We start from the raw sequence: 15,921 nt of genomic DNA, 5'->3' as shown, positions 1-15,921 counted from the left end.
TTCAGCGCCTGTTAGAGCGCGTCCAAAAATTGGTCCAGTCTTTCGCGGTAGCCTTTGACCTGGTTGGACACCGGCAGTGGTGCAGGGGCTGTTGCCGTTTTTCTGACGCTGGACAGTTTGCGGTCGGCCCAGGCCACCATCTGAGCATTGGTCCAGCCGGTTAGGAAAGGGTTTGCCCGAACAACATCGGCGCCCATTGTGTCCGATACCGTTGCATCTGGGTCAGCCTTGAGAGCCTTTACCGCGCCGTGAGCGCCGAGGAAATGGGCCAGGTAGAGACGGCCGGGCGAAATCCCCAGGCCAGCCGAACGCAGCACCGCTTCATTTTCACGCGCGAGGTTTGTGACCATTGTACGGGAGAGCTCCGGATCAAAGCGCAGTTCTAACAGCTCCTCGCGGCTGAGCGTTTCTGCCAGATCAGGGCGATAAGTTTTCATCATTCGTATCCATGTCGACGAGATGAACTGTCCTAACCCGGTAGCCGTAGATCGGCTGTTCTTTGCCCGAGCATTGCCTGCGCTTTCGACTTGAATGATGCGATTGACCAGAGCCTCCACGGCGCCGGACCCTGCGCCGCTGATAAAGCTGAGGGGATCAACCGGCACGCCTGCCAACCGGATTTCAAAATAAAGATGGGGGCCGGTAGACTTTCCGGTGGTGCCAACTCTGCCTATGATCTGGCCCGCGCCAACTGTGGCTCCCTCTGCTAAACCGTCTGAAAATTGGTCCAGATGGGCATAACGGCTTTCGACGCCGCCTGCGTGATCGATATGAATAACATTGCCGTGCGTTCTGGAATACTCCAGTCGGACAACCTTACCATCCGCGGTCGCTCTGACAGGGGTGCCGACCGGGGCGGCCCAGGCGACGCCATTGTGTTGCTCTGTGGTTTTCCCATTGGCATTGGTCTGCGGTCCAAAGCCTTTGGTTTTGATGCCTTGCACCGGAATTCGAAACCCTGAGCCAAGCCCACCGGCACTTGTCACGGCATCCGGATCAAAGCATCGAAAAGCCCCGGCCTGTACATCAGCACTTTGGCGATCTTCGGGGACCACGTAACAGCGGAAGCGCTGTTCCGCCTGGTCGAGACTGACATAGAGCAATCTTGCCGACGGAAGAAGCGTTGTATCTGCGCTCATCAGCAACCGCAGGCTGTCCTTTTCGGATGCCAGGCGGTCCAGATCGGTGGCTCGGCTTAGCATCATCATGGTCTCTCCCACGGCGTCGGAGCTTAGACCGTTGCGCAGCAATGCAGTGTAAAGCGCGTCCTTTAGGCGGATTTCGCTGTCGCCACCTCGCGCGCGGAGGACACGTGCCGCCTTGTCCAGAAGATTGGCGGAATACCACGGATCATCTGAAGCGATAAACCGTCCCGGTGCCGGTTGCGACAACGAAAAGAGATATTGATCCGGAGCATAAAACGAGATCTGCAATATGTTTGCGCCATGGCGGGCTGGTGCCATACGCAGGGCGACCAGATCTCCGATTTGCAACCTTTCCATTCGGTCCGGTTTTAAACCCAACGTTTCGGCTTCGCGAGAGACCGCACGGACGAGGCGTTGTACTTCGGTCTCGCTTATTCCAACGCTTTGTAACAGCTCGTCCAGCGCGCGCGCCCGTTCAATGTGGAACAGGTCGTCCTCATAAAGGGGGTGACGCTGAGAGGCAGGCAGCGCGAGGGCCTCTGTGATCGAGTTTTCAATTGGCGCAACGGTCGTCTTCTGGGAAGCCAGTTCCGAAAGGCCAGGGGCACGGCGTTTCTGAAAGGCGGCCAGATCTGAACTGGTCGAGGGCAGGGTAAGCTGCAGTGTCTGGTCCACGCTGAACAAGGGACCGTCCACAAGGATCAACGGTCGGCCTGCTGGTGCGCGACCAATATCCAGGCTTCTGTCTGGGACTACGCGGCGCGGTCCCTGTCCGGTCTCCTGATCCAGGTGAATGACCATTGGGTCTCGGCGAATGTTCAGGAACACGGCGCTGTCAGGGATCTGTGTTGCTGCGAGCTCTGTCGTGTCGACCTGGACGAAATTGCCGTCAACTGACGCGTTCTGACTGTACTTTCCTTCTGTATTCCACATCAACCAGGCCGCAGCACCAACCCCTGCAAGCCCGGCGGTCACTAGAGCCATACGAAGCGCCGCGCGGATCAGGCGGCGGCGGCGAAACTTACGACCCGAGCCGCGAAAACGTGGGTCGACTTCGATCTTTGCGCCGTGTTGGGAAGAGGGTTCCATCTGGTTCGGTTTAACGGAAAACACCGGCACGAGGTACTTCTACGGCGTTATTGGAGGGCGCTTGTCGAGCCGGGCGCGTGGAAGAAGGGGCGCTCCGGTTTGTAGCATTGCTGTTTGCAGGTGCTCTCGACCGTGTTGTGCTGCGTTGAACCGGTGCGGCGGCCACCCGGCAGGCCACATCTCCGTTAAGCAAAATACTGCGGAACAGCGCGTTGCTGGGCGCGGGATCTGACCAGCTGGCACCATTCCCGAGGGTGTCGAAATAACTGGCCACCGACCGGCGCGATCCATTCCCCCAAAGACCGTCAATGGTCGAACGGTAACAGTTCATCCGTGCCAGTTCTGTTTGTAGGGCGCGGGCGGTTTGGTCCTCGGGAGGGTCCACATGCCCACCTTCAACCAAGCGGCGGAACAATTCAGGATTTGAGCTGCGCAAAGCTTCGCGCGCTGCGACGTCGCTGTAGTCAAACCCAAAAGATGCCAATGTGTCCTGCAAAAGCGCTTCTACACCAAAATCGGCCTCTGCCCCCGGAGGTATCCGTCCAAGGATAATCGAAGGGGCCGGGCGCCCAGCTGCCGGCCGCTGGGCCTCAAATGATCGACTGCCGAAACTTACCAGAACCGGCGCCCCGGCTGGTTCTTCATAAGCGGCAACAAGAACAAGATCCTCTTGGTTCGAGCCTTCGACGTCAAATGTAATCGGTTCGAGTTCAAAAGGCTCAAATTCCGGTTCAGCTTGGGGCGCTGATTGTGCAATGGCAGCCTGTGGTAACGCCAGCACAATGGCAAGTCGGGCGGCGAAGCAGACTATTGCACATACTGACGGAAAAGAGGCGAGCGGCCGCATTTAATGAGGTCCTAAAAAGTGTATTTCATAAACAGGACAATCTTCACAATAGCATCACCCTGTGTCAATTCCTTGCGCCTTGATAAAGGGTGAAATCGACCCTTTGAGGCACCACGCAGATTTATTCGGCCAAGGTGACGATATTGAATGTCCAGGCTTTGGCGTTTTGGGTGTCGACTTCACGGAAGCGTGCAGCGATTTTGCCCCTTTGTAGACAATCCTCTTTGCCACGAATGCGGAACTCCGCTGCATCCACACACATTATGGTATCTCCATCAAACATTGGTTTTTGAAACACGTCCTGCGCATAGACATAGACGTAACGGGCAGAGAGGTCCGCTTCGATCACCTCGGCGCACTGGTTCGGTCCCGCAACCCACCAGCCAGCAGTTTCCCACCCGTCGTGATGCCAATTGCCAACGGCAACATTGACCACATCGAGGGTCTGATTGCACACTCGAAAGCCTGCATACGCAGGCAGTGGCAAGTGCATCAGCCACAAGACGGGGGTCGCCAGAGCCATTTGCGTGATAACGGAGAAGCGAAACATGCGAAATCCACGTGCGGTCAACAGGTCACAATCCCAGATAGAATAGCGCAGTGAAGACGCAAGGCCCAGAACCGGATGTAAGGGAAGTCGGGCTTATTTGAGGAAAACAGCCCAGAATACTATCGACGCGGCACATCCCGGCAGGGACGAGGTGCACCACCCCTTACAGCGCAACGCTTGGTCAGAGAATCTGATTGATTTGCAATGGAATTTCGTCTCGGAGCATTGACAAGTTACTCTCTTGGCAACACAACGCACGCGGATAGTATGAGATTACTTTCAAAGGCCAAACCGGTGGGCGCGCCTTTCTGACGGCGGCAATGTGTATGGATTGCGCAGCTAGGGCATGCCGTTTATCAGCTCATATGCAAAAAATGGTGCAGACGTAAATTCGAGTAATCTTGGAGCAGCGGCTCGGGGTGCGACGCAAGGCATTGGCAAAGGCAATCTGATTGGATTTATTGTGGCCGGCGTGGTTGAGGTGCACGATTTCATAAAGAGTGAAGACCTCGAAAAGAACTGGGGGAGTGTACTGGGCGGTCTAAGCGTCGCTTTTATCAAAGTTTGGGCTGCGGGTTTTGCTGGGACACTTGCGGCTGCAGCGGTTTTGACGTTTGCAGCAGCACCTGTTGTTCTCGTTGTTGGTGTCGGTGTCGCGGCGGCAATTGTGGTTGGCGTTGGGTTGGACATTCTCGATAATTGGGTTGGCTTTTCGCGCGCGGCACGAAAAATCGGTCAAGCGCTGGGTCAGTCTGTCGCCACTGCGCTCGACGCCACGGCGGCCTTTGTGGATCGAATTCTAGTACAGCCTGTTGACGCCCTGCTGGATCAATGGATGGTCGATTTTCGCAAACATCTTCGGCGCAACGATCCTGTTGGCCACTGCGCCTTATTCTGTTCTGATCCTATGGACCAGCTCAGAGCTTGGAGGTTCGGCTTGGGAGGTAGGTATTAGACGATGCGCCTCATGCCCCCTCGTATTGAAATGTTGAACGGCGCGCAGGTCGCGTTCGTTTTCTTTGTATGCTTCGTTCAGATTTTTAGTTTCGGGTTTTCAATTTCACTACCCGCGCCGCTTTCGTGGATAAGCCTCATATTAGTGGTTCTTCTTACTTTCTGGGCCATTGCAATTTTTTATCTACATCTGCGTCGGGATAAGTTTCGCGTGCGATCCAGGTTCATTGCCGGTTCGTTTGTAATGAACATCACCTGCTTGTCGTTTCTACTCAATGCGGTTGCATGGGTGCAGGTATCGGCGTTTGCGCTGACGCTGATGCTGTCCTTACATATCGCCGCTTGGGGTGTTGGCTACCTGTGCGGGCACTATCGTCTTGATCATGCGAAGCGCAGCGCGGAATTTTCGCGCTTTATAAAAAAGCGCCAGACAGGCGGGTACGACCTGTCTGGCCGCCCGCCGGAATGGCAGCAATACTCCAGAACCTTCAAACCGGCGCTTCTGGAAATAGGGTACAAAATCGGCCTCTGGATTCTGGTTGGCCTGTGCCTCATCTTAGCCCCACTTGGTGGTGGTGCGGCCACGGCTATTCTGGCGGTTCTGGGAATGTTTGACATGCAGATGTCGGAACATCGCGTTGCTTTCGTGTTGGTTGGGTTTCCAGTGCTGCTGGTGCTTGGCTATTATTCGGCTTCGGTGTTCCCAGCCGCGCGGGAGTGGCGAAAGCTGACCAAACACGCCGGCGAAGAGTTTTGGCCGCAGGAAGACAAATACCTATAGATCCTCGGGGGTGCGGCCTTGGGGTCATCCAGGTAAGGGATCGACTTGGCCAGTAGAATTATATGAGTTGTGCCGCTGGTTTTCTCTGTTGAAACCTGTGTTTCTTTGGACACGCTCCACAGCTGCTCCGACTTCCTGTGAATAAGTCTTTTCCCTATGGTTGCACGAGGTGCCTCCATAACCTACGCTGCTGACATGAAAAAGATTCTTGCTCTGTCCTCTTGTCTTGTCGCGTTGACCAGTGTCGGCGGTGTCCTTCTGTCAGAAGTGCACAGTCAGGTTACGAAGGTCGAAGTGGCGATAGATAGGGCGCGTCAGCCGGTGTCGGCGGCGGCTCAGGTTGTATCGGTGTCGCTGCAGTCGGCCACCGGCCAAGTGGCGCAAGTGCCGGGAACGAATGGGGTCACTCATCAAACGCGCTCGACCGAGCATGATGCGCTGTCCAAAGCGTCCGCTGAGTTAGCAGAGCAGCGCGTGCACACGATTTCAACTAAGCCTACGTCGCGCCCTGTATTGCAGTTTGAGGACAAGCGAGCGAAAGCGCCGCAGACAGTGGTTGTTCGGGAAACGCCCGAGCCAGAAACACCGCAGATCCATAAAGAGCCGCCCGAAGTGCAGGCCGTTCGGGCGCAACAGGCCTTTGCCGCCGCAACTGTCAATGAGCGCGCACAGGCGATGCCTGATCCTGATGCCGTGCAGGGAGTTCAGTTGCCTCGTTATGCGTTCCAGAGCCCTCTCCAGCCGCAGCAGAGAAGAATTCGGTTGTTCGATCCGGACGCGGGCGGGTTGCGTTTGTGGCTCGAAGCTCGTCCCAGCCACGAGCTTGGTCCCCAAGTCGGAGTCTACCGATAGGCGAGTTTTGGGTTGACTTGAGGCCTGCTCAAACCGCTAATTGCGTTATCTGGATTTCTTCTACGTATTGGAGGAACGGCATGTTTCGCCGGGTGTCTCAAGTATTTGCATTTATGTGTTGCTGCGGGTTGTTTGTTGGTTCAGCCATGGCGGGACCTGCTTTTTTGATTGAGCTAAACAAGGCAACCGAAAAGAGCGCATCTGGCACGGGAACCTGCGAGATTGTGATTTTCGCCCATAACAAGTTAGGCACTGGACTGAAGGAGATTTCCTTCAAACTGGCGGTGGTGGATTCGGCCAGTCAATTCAATACGATGCTGTCGCTGCCTTTGGGAGCGATGCGCAATAACGATAGTAAATTTGCATCTTACACTCTAAAGAACCCCTGCAGTGAAATTTCAAAAGTTGTGATCAATGATGTGCATCGCTGTCTGCCCGCTGACGAAGCGGCAGCCAACGACATTTGCAACCAAGGACTCGAGGTTAATTCGCGCGAGTCAGAGATTGAAATGGCGCTTTGACCCTTTTGGGAAAATTAAATGAACGTGACATTCTTTACTGACCTAACAATCCTCGGGATTGCATCGTACTTAGTATATCTGACCCTTGCGGGGCTGTCGGTTTTTGCCCTTGGAACGGGTATTTTTAAGCTGTTGCAGTTCTCGCGTGCGGGGTTGGGCGGTCGTGAGGAGGCTGAGCGCATCCTCGACGATTGGTTAAGTGGCCGTGTGGACGATGCGATCAAGCGTGCGGGACACCGAAAGCTGGTTCTTACACGTGTTTTGCATGCGGTGTTTTCGGGGCTGCAGGCGCGGCCGAATGATCCATCCTATGCAGAAGAACTGAGCCGCCAGACAGTGCTGATCGAACTGGCGCGCCTGAGCGAACGTATGCGGTCGCTCGATATGACCGTACAGGCGGCACCGATGCTGGGTTTGTTAGGCACGGTGATTGGTATGATTGATGCGTTTTCTGTTTTGTCAGTGACCGAAGGCACGGTTGACCCGTCGGCACTGGCGGGGGGCATCTATGTGGCGCTGACCACAACAGCGGCCGGTCTGGGTATTGCGCTTCTGGCGTTCTTTATCGCGACCTGGCTGGAAAGCCGGATCGACCGCGAGCGCACGGTGATGGAGGCGCTGGTTTCGGCAGCGATTCATGGGCGCATCGGGCCAAGCAACCTGGCAGCCTGAGGGCCATCGATATGAGCCGATTGAACCTGCCGTTGCCAACCCGCAAGCGGTCCTACCGGATCGCGCTTGCGCCTTTGGCTGATGCTATGTTTCAGTTGCTGACCTTTTTCATGCTGACCACCAGCCTGACGCCCTATTCGATGCTGACCATTGGTTCTGCTACAAATGAAGCGGGCGAGCTCTCGGCGGATGAGGGCCTCGGCACATCCGGGGGACAGCCTGCGGTCCCGGCCGGTTTGGTGATTTGGGAGCTTGAAGATGGGCTGATCCGCTTTGGTGGGAGCACTTATCAGCGCGCGCAGCTGCAGGATTTGTCAGAGATCATCGCGGCGCGGGGGGAGAATGTGCACGTTCAACTGGTTGTTGGACCGACCGCGCGGGTACAGGACGTGGCTTCGGCCATGGCGGCGCTGCGGGGTAATGCGATCGAAAAGGTCGAGCTCAAGCGAATTGGGGGCGACCTATGAAATCGAACGCGCGGCTGTTAGGGCGGTATGAGGACAGCCGCCGTGGGGGGGCTCAGATCGACTCTTCCCTGGCGATGGTCAACATCGTTCTCCTGCTGATTTTCTTTTTCATTGCCAGCGGCACTATTCTGGCGTCCCGCGAAGTGGCGGTCGCCTTGCCTGAGACAACCAAATTGTCTTTGGAGCAGCTTCCCTCGCCGTTGCTGGAAATTGGCGCTGATGGGAGCATGGTTCTGGACGGGGCGCAAATTCCGGCAGGGAGCCTTGCCGCAGCGACTGTGGATACTCCAGTGCTCCATGTCTTGGCGGACCGAGACACCCGGGCGATAACCGTATTGGAAACATTGGAAGCCGAGGAGTTGATCGCAGTTGAGCTGCGCCTGGTGACAGTGCACCGCGCAGGGGATGGGGTAAGTCTTTCGACTGCGGAGGCGGGGCTGTGAGCTTCTTGCCTTTTGAAGGTTCCACACCCCGCTCCTGGCGGCTGGCCATGGGAACTTCCGTGGTGGCACATTTGGGGCTTGGTGTGCTGCTGTTGTTCGGTGCGGTTCCATTTTTACCACAGTCTGGGGAACTGTCGGCGGTTGAGGAGGAATTCGCACTTGTGAGCATTGACGTTCTGGATGCGGTCCAGGTTCTTGAGCCGGAGAATGATCAGGTCGAATCCGAGCAGCCAGAGGATCCGCTGACCCCGTTGGGTGGCGCAGAGATCCCTGCGGAAGACCCTGATCTCACGGCGCTGGCTCCAGATGATACATTGACCGCCCCCGAGCCTGAAGAATTGCCGGAGACGCTTTTGCAAGATACCGCTCTGCCGACAGAAGTGCCGGAGGCTTTAGATGCGGAGCTTCAGGAGGATGTGCCTGCAGAGGCCGTTGAATCCGAACTCGAACCCGAATTCGCAGAGACATCTGAAGAAGATAGTGTCCCTGAGGAAATCGTGGGCAGCGTGAGCGAGGCCATTCCCCCTGAGGAGGCACTGCCGGTCGAGGAGCCGGTCGTTTCCGAGATCGCGCCATTCGTTGAAGACAGCTTTTCAGTCGAAGACAATACGTTTGACCTGGCAGAAGACTCCCCGCTTGAAGGCGAGGGGGCTGGCGGGTTTGGGGCCGATTTGGATCTGGCACCGGACGAAGTGAGCCTGCCAAGCGAAGACGCGCCCGAGGCGCCGGATCATGTCAGTGACGAAGAAGCCGTCGCGTTGGCGCTTTTGGCTCCACAGGAGGCTGGCCGCACCGATGAAAGCGGAGATTTGTTCGGGGAGAGCGAGGATCAAGGGGAGCAGAACGATCCCGCAACCGATGAGTCGCAAGATGCACCTCAGCTTCGCACAGCCCGTCGAATTGTTGCGCCAAGTGTTCAGATGCGTGGATTGGGTCAACTGATCCGGCAAATTCGCGCTGTTCCGCAGCCACAGTGCAGTTTGCTCCTGCCGCGTCGCAGCCAAAGAGCGGGACTTGGATTGTCGATGGTCGGCACCGACGACATTGCATTGAACGCAGTCGCAGATCGCGTGGTGGCCCGCGTTGAAGGAGCCGTGCAGCGCAACGTTGAGATCATCGACTTGCGTCAATGCGCAGCTTTGGATGCTCTGCGCCAAAGCGCGGCCTACCCTGCTAGCCGGTTAGGGCTGACAATGGAGCAGCGGACGCTGAATAGCGGTGATCGGCTCCGGGCGCGGGTGATTGGCGCAGGGGGGCTCAATCTCGCGCTCTTGTTGGTCGATGACAACGGCGTCGTTCAGGATCTATCACGCTTTGCCACGTTGGATGGGGACGCCGTTGCGGTTGATGCACCTGTAGCCCGTGCTGGGGCCGTACGAAATACCCGGCAGATACTTTTTGTTCTGGGCCATGAGAATGAGAGCTTTAACCTAGAAGCGGAGATGGGAAAAACGGCACAAGACGTGTTTTCCAGCCTGGGGGGAGATATTCTTGAAGGTACTGTATTCGCCATGACGACATTTCAAGTTTTGCAATAAAAGCGCATTGGGTCGTCGGAAGATAGTCATGCTACCAATGGGCGAATTCCCGCGAACTAACCGAGCTACATCAATTGACTGGAATGCGACCGTAAAATGTCTGATATAATCAAACCGAGGGGTGTATTCCCAATATTTGCGACAACATTACTGGCCGCGGGCCTCGTATTAAGTGGAGCCATGATGGCAAAGAGCGAAGAATTTATCTGTTCGCCAATGACCGGACAACTGGTAACTGCGGCCGGCAGTCCGGCGGGTGGAGTTTCTGTCACTCGTGAATGGTTCGCAGGTGGCAAGAAGGGACATGACAGGGCGACAACAGATGCCGAGGGGCGCTTCTCCTTTGCGTCGGTGCAGCCAAAACGAAGCCTGTTGAGCTGGCTGCCGGGAGAAAAAACGGTCCGGCAGGTCTTCTCCGCTGAGCTGGACACAGGGCGATTTGAGTTTCTGGACGTGCACAGCCGGGGATATGGGCTTAATGCTGAATCAGGCGGCAAGGCGTTTGATATGCTCTGTCGGATTGATGTGAAACCCGGTAAAGGCGACGTCGGATGGGGTACCTGCACCCTGGTCGAATGAGAATTTTCAATTTTATTAATACTTTCAATATTTTAAAACTGTGAGAGCGACATGACATTACTGTCAGGAAAAGAAGCCGCAAAGCTGGCCGAAGGGGTCTATAATATTTATTCGACCCGTGACGGGGGTGACGCCGCAACTATTGCCGGGCGCAATATCGAACAAGGGATTGGCGTTGGTGAAGTTGAGGCGGTAGCGCCGCGCGCAGGCTTCATGGGAGAGTCCGGGGCTTTCATTAAAGAACGTACTGGTTTTGGTCTGGTCTTGGATCGTGGTCTGGCATCAAACCGTGAATTGATCGTGGTGACACGGGGCACAGTATTCACGTCTACCAATGACTGGCTGTCAAACTTCAATATTGGTTTCGACAGGGGGCCAGATGGCAGCCTTGTGCATGCGGGGTTTAATCGGGTCTATCGCAGCTATGCGGATGAACTGCGAGACGTAATCCGGCGGGCGCGTCCTCAGAAGATTCATTTTGTCGGGCATTCGCTTGGCGGGGCTCTGGCGACTCTCGGGGCAAGCGAATTTGCCGTCCAGCACCGGTTGCAGTGCTACCTTTATACTTTCGGTGCGCCGCGTGTTGGAAGCTTTGGTTTGACGACCAACCTGCGCAGCTATTTGCCCGCTTCAAATGTTCGCCGTGTGTATTCCCTGTCTGATCCTGTGCCGATGATCCCGCTGTTGCCGTTTACCCATCTTGGTGTGGGGTCGACCGGTATCAACGCTGGCTTTAGCAGCATTTCCTCTGCAGCGCATTCTATGTCGGGGTGCTATGTTCCCAACATGCCGCAGAACGGTTGGCCGCCGCAAGTTGCACTCCCCAACCGGTCGGATCCGGATTATTGGCTTGACCTTGCGGCCCGGTCGACGGGACTATTTTCCTCAGCCGGTTATTATTTCCTTGGCAAGGCGCTTGAGACGATCATGACAGCCTTGAATATTTTTGGTTTTGGTCTTGGGGTTGGCGTAACCGTTCTGGATCGGCTGGCCACGGCTATGCAGAATACGGCGATCCTGGCCAGCCGTGTCGGTGAGAACATTTTCCGTTGGGTGAAGATTGCCTTGCGGCTTGTGGGCAGGTCGGCAATGGCGGGGATGATCGCTTCGGGCGATCTGACGTTGCGCTTTCTCAAGTTTGTTTTTGACCTGCTCATAAACCCGGTCCTAACGGCCGCGCGTGCAGCGGTCGGGCGATTGTAAAGGCATGATTGCAGGCATGTGCGTGGTGATGGTGGCATAAGGCTAAGGGGGTTGGAATGATCGGACAATCTGGAAATTTGAATAACGATCTGACGGTGCCGCCCATGCGGAGCATGCGTTATGACAGTCCGGCTCAGATGTATTCGGCGGTGCCGGAAGTGGCGGCATTCACCAAGCACAGGCCGGGCGCAGAGGAAGACAACTTTTATTACTTTCAGCGCCTTAAAGGGTCCACCACGCCCGAGGATGCGATTACATTTGCGGCGTTTTCGGCAGAGGCCCGAAGTGCTATACATTGGGCAAGGGAAGCGGTGAGGACGACCTTGCCGGAGCCTGACGCAGAAGATGCTGAGCTTTTGGTGGCAATTGGACAATGGATGGAATACCCCGGAAATGAAACCCGTTGGCGTTCGTTGCAACTGGCCTTGTTTGCCCGCCGTCGATCACCGATCGTCTATATCGGCCTGGCTGTGGGATGGTCCGGTGGAATGATTGCGCCGAATGATCCCAGCCGTCCTCCGGCATGGCGGGCGCCAAGTGCTGTAAATGCGGCGTTGCTCACGACGCTGGCGCGCGGCGGAGCAGAGCAACGCTCGGTCAATATGGCACGGATTTTGGACGCCGCGACGTCGTTGTTCCGGGGGCGATGAGTCGCAGGCCTTTGGCGTCCGGGGCTGTGAATGCGACGCGATTGATGATGAGAGACGGTCTGAACCACCATGACGATTTTGACCCTGCGGATCGAAAATTTTGCCACGCTGGAAAACGGCGGGCCAGTTTCGCTGAGCCTTGAGGGGCGGGGGGCGCAGGTTGGGCGCAAGGTCGGCATGGATTGGGTGCTCCCGGATTCGACGCGACATATTTCCGGGCACCATTTTGATATTGCTTTCGAATATGGCAAATACGTGCTGTATGACGTCTCTAGCAACGGCACATTCCTTCAGGGCGAGCGTTACCGCCTGTCCGAGCCGCGGCTTCTTCAGCAGGGCGACCGCTTGAATGTGGGGCATTATGTCATCGCGGTCGATCTTGCGGATCGTCCCTTGGCCGTTCCGGGTGCGTCTCAATCAGTTGCTCCGGTGCCGCCTCAGATGCCAGTTGCAGCTCCGCCAGCTATGCCGTCGCCGGTAGGTGTGCAAACTCCTTCAGCCCCGTTGGGGGGGGCGGAGCCGTTTGATGATGTTTGGGGCGATTATGGCGGTTCATCGATGCCGCCGCCTGTTGAACTGCCGCAGATGGGGATTTCTATGCCTCCCAACGCGCCTCCTAATGCAGGTGCATCGCAAAGCCCGGATTTGAATAATTTGGCGGGTAGCGCGCCTCCAAGCGAGTTATCTGCACCTCCGAGTTTCGAACAACGCGGCGACCAAGCATCGCTGTCCGTGCAAAGCCCGCAGGCCTGGACCGAGCAAGGGTCCTTGAACGTTGTGACACCGCCGATGGCGCCGTCGCCTGTTGCGGCCGGTTCGCAGGCCGCGGTGGCACCGCAGCACGTCGCGCCGGAACTGCCACCGCAGGCGCCTCCAGCATTTGCCCCGAGCAATCTGCCAGAGCTAAGCGCCCATCACCCGGCCACGCCTGAGCCTTATTCACAGGTTCAGCAAGCGGGTGGGGGAGGGGACGCGTTTCTGCGCGGCTTCATGCAGGGAGCTGGACTTCAGGATCCGGAACAACTGCAGCTTCAACCCGAGGAGCTGGGCAAGATCCTTGGGCAAGCAATGCGCGATGGCACTGGTGAAATAATTGCAATGCTGCAGAGCCGGGCGGCGGTAAAGCTGTTCATTAGCGGTGAGGATCGCACCATGCGATTGGCATCGGGGAATAACCCTATGAAGTTTCTGCCGGATGCAGAGCGTGCCTTCGAGGCCATGTTTGTGGCCCCGCGTGAGGGCTATATGACGGGTGAAGAGGCTTTCCGAGATGCGCTGGAGGATATTCGCAGCCATCAGGATGCCATGATGGCGGCTCTGCAACCTGCCCTGGCTGAAATGCTGGCAGGGCTTTCCCCCGAAGAGATTGAGGAAGCCGTTGGTGGTGGTTTGGTTGGCAGCAATGGCCGCAAACTCTGGGCGGAGTTCAAGACCCGCTGGGAGGCCACGGCAGCGCAGGGGGAAAACGGCATGCTTGACGCCTTTATCAAGGCCTTTTCGCGAATTTATTCCGATGCGGTGCGTAAGCGCTAACTATAGGAAAATAAAATGATTTTGGAATGGATTGCGCAGCCTGTGGATGAACAGGCCCCGGCCGGGGAAGATCTGTTTGAAACTGATGACGCAGCCTATGGCGACTACTATTTTGACTCAGTCGGGCGCTTGCCAGAGGCTGATGATTACTTCCGACCGGGTATGGAGGTTGGCGGAAATAAGCAACCTGATGTCATATTCGATCCGAAAACGGTTACGCTCAAAGATGAACTGAGCGCGATTGATGGGTTGCTCAAGCGCAGCCGTGATCTGCGTTTGTTGGTCTTGCGGTCACAATGGGCGATCTTGTCTGGTGATCTTCGCACCTCAGTCGAGAGCGTTGAGGCGATTGCCAACCTTTTGGAGGTCATGCCAAATGATGCCCACCCGCAACTGACGGATGGGCCGCGTGACCGTTTGGATGCCCTGAATGATCTATCGCAGATTGGTGCGATGATCCTGCCGTTGCGTTATATGGATCTGGGCGGAAGCGGCACGAGCCTGCGTCAGGTGCTTGTGGCCAAGGGGCGTTACACCCCGCATGACGGTGAATACGACCTGATGTTGGATCCGCTTCTGCAGACTCTGCGCAGCATGGGAGATGCATTGGAGCGCGTGCACGGCTTGCTGGCACAGTTCAAAGCTGCGGTTGGACGGATTGAGATGTGCTGCCTTGGCAATGACACACCTCACACACCGCAGGTAAAAACGCTGAAAGATGAGCTGGATGCTATCCTGTCCTTGCTTGAAGAGGTGCAGCCGGATCTGGGGGGGGCACAGACCGACACCGAAGCAGAAAATTCGGCGGTTGCGGACCTTCAAACACCGCCGCAAATGCCAGGCGGCTCTGGTCCGGCGGGGGGGACTTCTGTTTGGGTGGAACCGATCACTGAGGTAGAATCTCATGACGAAGCCCGTGCGCGGCTGTTGGCGGTTGAAACCTATTTTGCTCTGAATGAACCTTCGTCTGCGGCTGTGCTGCTGATTACGCAGGCGCGGCTGTTGATCGGGAAGACGCTCATTGATGCATTTGAAGAGTTGATGCCCAATGCTGTGGACCGGGCAGTCGTGGAGTTCAGCCCGGCGCTTGACTTCAAACTGGCTCGTGGTCAGCTGCGTGCTCTGGCCGATCAGGTCGAGAAAGCCGACAGGCACGCAGGCGAATCTGATGCAGCGGAAACGGCGGATTTGAGCGGTTCGGAAATTGAAGTAGCAGGCGCAACCGTAAGTTTACCGAAAAAATTTAAAGTCAACAATCCTGAGGAAGCAAAGCAGCAGATTTCCGCCGTGGAAACATTCTTCCGTACAGTTGAAAAATCGTCTCCGGTTCCGCTTCTTTTGTCGCGTGCAAGGGGGTATATTGGCAAGGATTTTGAGACACTTATGCGGGAATTCATTCCTAAGGATGAATATTAAAATCTAAGCGACGGTGATTGGTGAAAGAGCGCTTGACAGTCACCAATTAAATACGTCTGATGCGCGAAAATTTGTTCAGAAATACTATTGGGAAGGAGCGCTGTTATGGCTTCTGATACCGGCTCCGGTCATATTCGCAGAAATCGCCCGCCGCGCGTGCAAATTTCTTATACCGATCCTCTCGACGCTCAAAAGGAAGTCGAACTGCCCTTCGTTATGGGCATGATGAGCGATCTGTCTGGGAATGCACCTGGCACAGAAAAAGCTCCTGTGGAGCAGCGTGAATTCGAAAAAGTCACCAATTCCACGCTCGACAATTACATGAAAGAGAAGGTCCAGCCCGGACTGGCTTTCATGGTGGAAAACAAACTGGACGGCGGGGAAGGCAAGATGGGCCTCAACCTTCGGTTTGATTCAATGGAAGATTTCGAACCCGCTCAGATCGCACGTCAGGTGCCTGCGCTGAATGAGTTGCTGGAAGCGCGTAAGCAACTTGCTGATTTGTTGCTGTACATGACCTCCAAGCCAAAAGCGCAGGATCAGATCCGGGAGCTTTTGAACGACCCGGAACGTCTGAAAGTCATGGCTGAACAAGCCCGCGCTGAAGCGGCAGCCAAGGCTGCTGCGGACGAAAGCGAAAGCTGAAGCCCCGCCTTTGGTGAAAAACGTATTTAGGGAGCG

General features: G+C 56.2%; 17 protein-coding genes. 14 read left to right on the top strand and 3 right to left on the bottom strand.

The genetic code is table 11. From position 1 onward, the window contains the following. Nucleotides 1–11: 11 nt before the first annotated feature. The 3 genes from ACXAEW_RS03560 to ACXAEW_RS03550 form a co-directional block, all read right to left on the bottom strand. A complete protein-coding gene (locus ACXAEW_RS03560) occupies nucleotides 12–2,264 on the bottom strand; it encodes a peptidoglycan DD-metalloendopeptidase family protein (protein WP_474940020.1) in 2,253 nt (750 codons plus the stop codon). Further along, a complete protein-coding gene (locus ACXAEW_RS03555) occupies nucleotides 2,245–3,081 on the bottom strand; it encodes a hypothetical protein (protein ID WP_474940019.1) in 837 nt (278 codons plus the stop codon). Before ACXAEW_RS03555 ends, ACXAEW_RS03560 begins: the two co-directional genes overlap by 20 nt. A 121-nt stretch (nucleotides 3,082–3,202) precedes the next feature. Continuing rightward, a complete protein-coding gene (locus tag ACXAEW_RS03550) occupies nucleotides 3,203–3,631 on the bottom strand; it encodes a DUF1036 domain-containing protein (RefSeq protein ID WP_474940018.1) in 429 nt (142 codons plus the stop codon). Between the two features lie 346 nt (nucleotides 3,632–3,977). On the opposite strand from ACXAEW_RS03550, the gene ACXAEW_RS03545 reads away from it, so the two are divergent. The 14 genes from ACXAEW_RS03545 to tssB all read left to right on the top strand — a co-directional run bounded on the left by ACXAEW_RS03545 (nucleotide 3,978) and on the right by tssB (nucleotide 15,885). Continuing rightward, nucleotides 3,978–4,586 carry a hypothetical protein gene (locus tag ACXAEW_RS03545; RefSeq protein ID WP_474940017.1) on the top strand — a complete coding sequence of 203 codons (609 nt, stop codon included), beginning with the start codon at nucleotides 3,978–3,980 and terminating at the stop codon, nucleotides 4,584–4,586. Between the two features lie 12 nt (nucleotides 4,587–4,598). Beyond that, nucleotides 4,599–5,366: a hypothetical protein gene (locus ACXAEW_RS03540; RefSeq protein ID WP_474940016.1), complete on the top strand. Its 768-nt coding sequence runs from the start codon at nucleotides 4,599–4,601 to the stop codon at nucleotides 5,364–5,366. Nucleotides 5,367–5,561: 195 nt separating this feature from the next. Further along, a complete protein-coding gene (locus tag ACXAEW_RS03535; protein WP_474940015.1) occupies nucleotides 5,562–6,218 on the top strand; it encodes a hypothetical protein in 657 nt (218 codons plus the stop codon). A gap of 80 nt (nucleotides 6,219–6,298) precedes the next feature. Beyond that, nucleotides 6,299–6,739: a hypothetical protein gene (locus tag ACXAEW_RS03530; RefSeq protein WP_474940014.1), complete on the top strand. Its 441-nt coding sequence runs from the start codon at nucleotides 6,299–6,301 to the stop codon at nucleotides 6,737–6,739. An 18-nt stretch (nucleotides 6,740–6,757) separates the two neighbouring features. After that, the gene (locus ACXAEW_RS03525; protein WP_474940013.1) at nucleotides 6,758–7,411 is read left to right on the top strand and encodes a MotA/TolQ/ExbB proton channel family protein; all 654 of its coding nucleotides are present in this window, start codon (nucleotides 6,758–6,760) and stop codon (nucleotides 7,409–7,411) included. 11 nt (nucleotides 7,412–7,422) lie between these two features. After that, nucleotides 7,423–7,878, top strand: a complete 456-nt coding sequence (locus ACXAEW_RS03520) for an ExbD/TolR family protein (protein ID WP_474940012.1) — start codon at nucleotides 7,423–7,425, stop codon at nucleotides 7,876–7,878. Then, on the top strand, nucleotides 7,875–8,321 hold the full coding sequence (locus tag ACXAEW_RS03515; RefSeq protein WP_474940011.1) for an ExbD/TolR family protein: 447 nt from the start codon (nucleotides 7,875–7,877) through the stop codon (nucleotides 8,319–8,321). The genes ACXAEW_RS03520 and ACXAEW_RS03515 overlap by 4 nt, the downstream gene beginning before the upstream one ends. Continuing rightward, nucleotides 8,318–9,859, top strand: coding sequence for a hypothetical protein (locus tag ACXAEW_RS03510; protein WP_474940010.1), 1,542 nt, complete (start codon nucleotides 8,318–8,320; stop codon nucleotides 9,857–9,859). The genes ACXAEW_RS03515 and ACXAEW_RS03510 overlap by 4 nt, the downstream gene beginning before the upstream one ends. A 183-nt stretch (nucleotides 9,860–10,042) precedes the next feature. Continuing rightward, complete coding sequence (locus ACXAEW_RS03505; RefSeq protein ID WP_474940009.1) at nucleotides 10,043–10,438, top strand: DUF6795 domain-containing protein; 396 nt, start codon at nucleotides 10,043–10,045, stop codon at nucleotides 10,436–10,438. Nucleotides 10,439–10,489: 51 nt separating this feature from the next. After that, nucleotides 10,490–11,641 (top strand): lipase family protein, encoded by a 1,152-nt coding sequence (locus ACXAEW_RS03500; RefSeq protein ID WP_474940008.1) that lies wholly within the window; start codon nucleotides 10,490–10,492, stop codon nucleotides 11,639–11,641. A 56-nt stretch (nucleotides 11,642–11,697) separates the two neighbouring features. Then, nucleotides 11,698–12,291, top strand: a complete 594-nt coding sequence (locus ACXAEW_RS03495; RefSeq protein WP_474940007.1) for a DUF6931 family protein — start codon at nucleotides 11,698–11,700, stop codon at nucleotides 12,289–12,291. Between the two features lie 69 nt (nucleotides 12,292–12,360). Then, nucleotides 12,361–13,824 carry a type VI secretion system-associated FHA domain protein TagH gene (gene tagH / locus ACXAEW_RS03490; RefSeq protein WP_474940006.1) on the top strand — a complete coding sequence of 488 codons (1,464 nt, stop codon included), beginning with the start codon at nucleotides 12,361–12,363 and terminating at the stop codon, nucleotides 13,822–13,824. Between the two features lie 15 nt (nucleotides 13,825–13,839). Continuing rightward, nucleotides 13,840–15,240, top strand: a complete 1,401-nt coding sequence (locus ACXAEW_RS03485; RefSeq protein WP_474940005.1) for a type VI secretion system protein TssA — start codon at nucleotides 13,840–13,842, stop codon at nucleotides 15,238–15,240. 105 nt (nucleotides 15,241–15,345) lie between these two features. After that, entirely contained in the window at nucleotides 15,346–15,885 is a 540-nt protein-coding gene (gene tssB, locus ACXAEW_RS03480) for a type VI secretion system contractile sheath small subunit (protein WP_474940004.1), read from the top strand. Nucleotides 15,886–15,921: the final 36 nt, after the last annotated feature.

The sequence above is a fragment of the Epibacterium sp. ABZ3_068 genome, assembly GCF_056159265.1.
This window is presented reverse-complemented; position numbering and strand designations above follow the sequence as displayed.

Excerpts from the sequence above, each read along its gene's own strand:
- ACXAEW_RS03545 (WP_474940017.1), top strand. The coding sequence starts at position 3,978 with ATGCCGTTTATCAGCTCATATGCAAAAAATGGTGCAGACGTAAATTCG.
- ACXAEW_RS03485 (WP_474940005.1), top strand. The coding sequence starts at position 13,840 with ATGATTTTGGAATGGATTGCGCAGCCTGTGGATGAACAGGCCCCGGCC.
- ACXAEW_RS03540 (WP_474940016.1), top strand. The coding sequence starts at position 4,599 with ATGCCCCCTCGTATTGAAATGTTGAACGGCGCGCAGGTCGCGTTCGTT.
- ACXAEW_RS03505 (WP_474940009.1), top strand. The coding sequence starts at position 10,043 with ATGGCAAAGAGCGAAGAATTTATCTGTTCGCCAATGACCGGACAACTG.
- ACXAEW_RS03515 (WP_474940011.1), top strand. The coding sequence starts at position 7,875 with ATGAAATCGAACGCGCGGCTGTTAGGGCGGTATGAGGACAGCCGCCGT.
- tssB (WP_474940004.1), top strand. The coding sequence starts at position 15,346 with ATGGCTTCTGATACCGGCTCCGGTCATATTCGCAGAAATCGCCCGCCG.
- ACXAEW_RS03535 (WP_474940015.1), top strand. The coding sequence starts at position 5,562 with ATGAAAAAGATTCTTGCTCTGTCCTCTTGTCTTGTCGCGTTGACCAGT.
- tagH (WP_474940006.1), top strand. The coding sequence starts at position 12,361 with ATGACGATTTTGACCCTGCGGATCGAAAATTTTGCCACGCTGGAAAAC.
- ACXAEW_RS03555 (WP_474940019.1), bottom strand. The coding sequence starts at position 3,081 with ATGCGGCCGCTCGCCTCTTTTCCGTCAGTATGTGCAATAGTCTGCTTC.
- ACXAEW_RS03550 (WP_474940018.1), bottom strand. The coding sequence starts at position 3,631 with ATGTTTCGCTTCTCCGTTATCACGCAAATGGCTCTGGCGACCCCCGTC.
- ACXAEW_RS03495 (WP_474940007.1), top strand. The coding sequence starts at position 11,698 with ATGATCGGACAATCTGGAAATTTGAATAACGATCTGACGGTGCCGCCC.
- ACXAEW_RS03500 (WP_474940008.1), top strand. The coding sequence starts at position 10,490 with ATGACATTACTGTCAGGAAAAGAAGCCGCAAAGCTGGCCGAAGGGGTC.
- ACXAEW_RS03525 (WP_474940013.1), top strand. The coding sequence starts at position 6,758 with ATGAACGTGACATTCTTTACTGACCTAACAATCCTCGGGATTGCATCG.
- ACXAEW_RS03520 (WP_474940012.1), top strand. The coding sequence starts at position 7,423 with ATGAGCCGATTGAACCTGCCGTTGCCAACCCGCAAGCGGTCCTACCGG.
- ACXAEW_RS03530 (WP_474940014.1), top strand. The coding sequence starts at position 6,299 with ATGTTTCGCCGGGTGTCTCAAGTATTTGCATTTATGTGTTGCTGCGGG.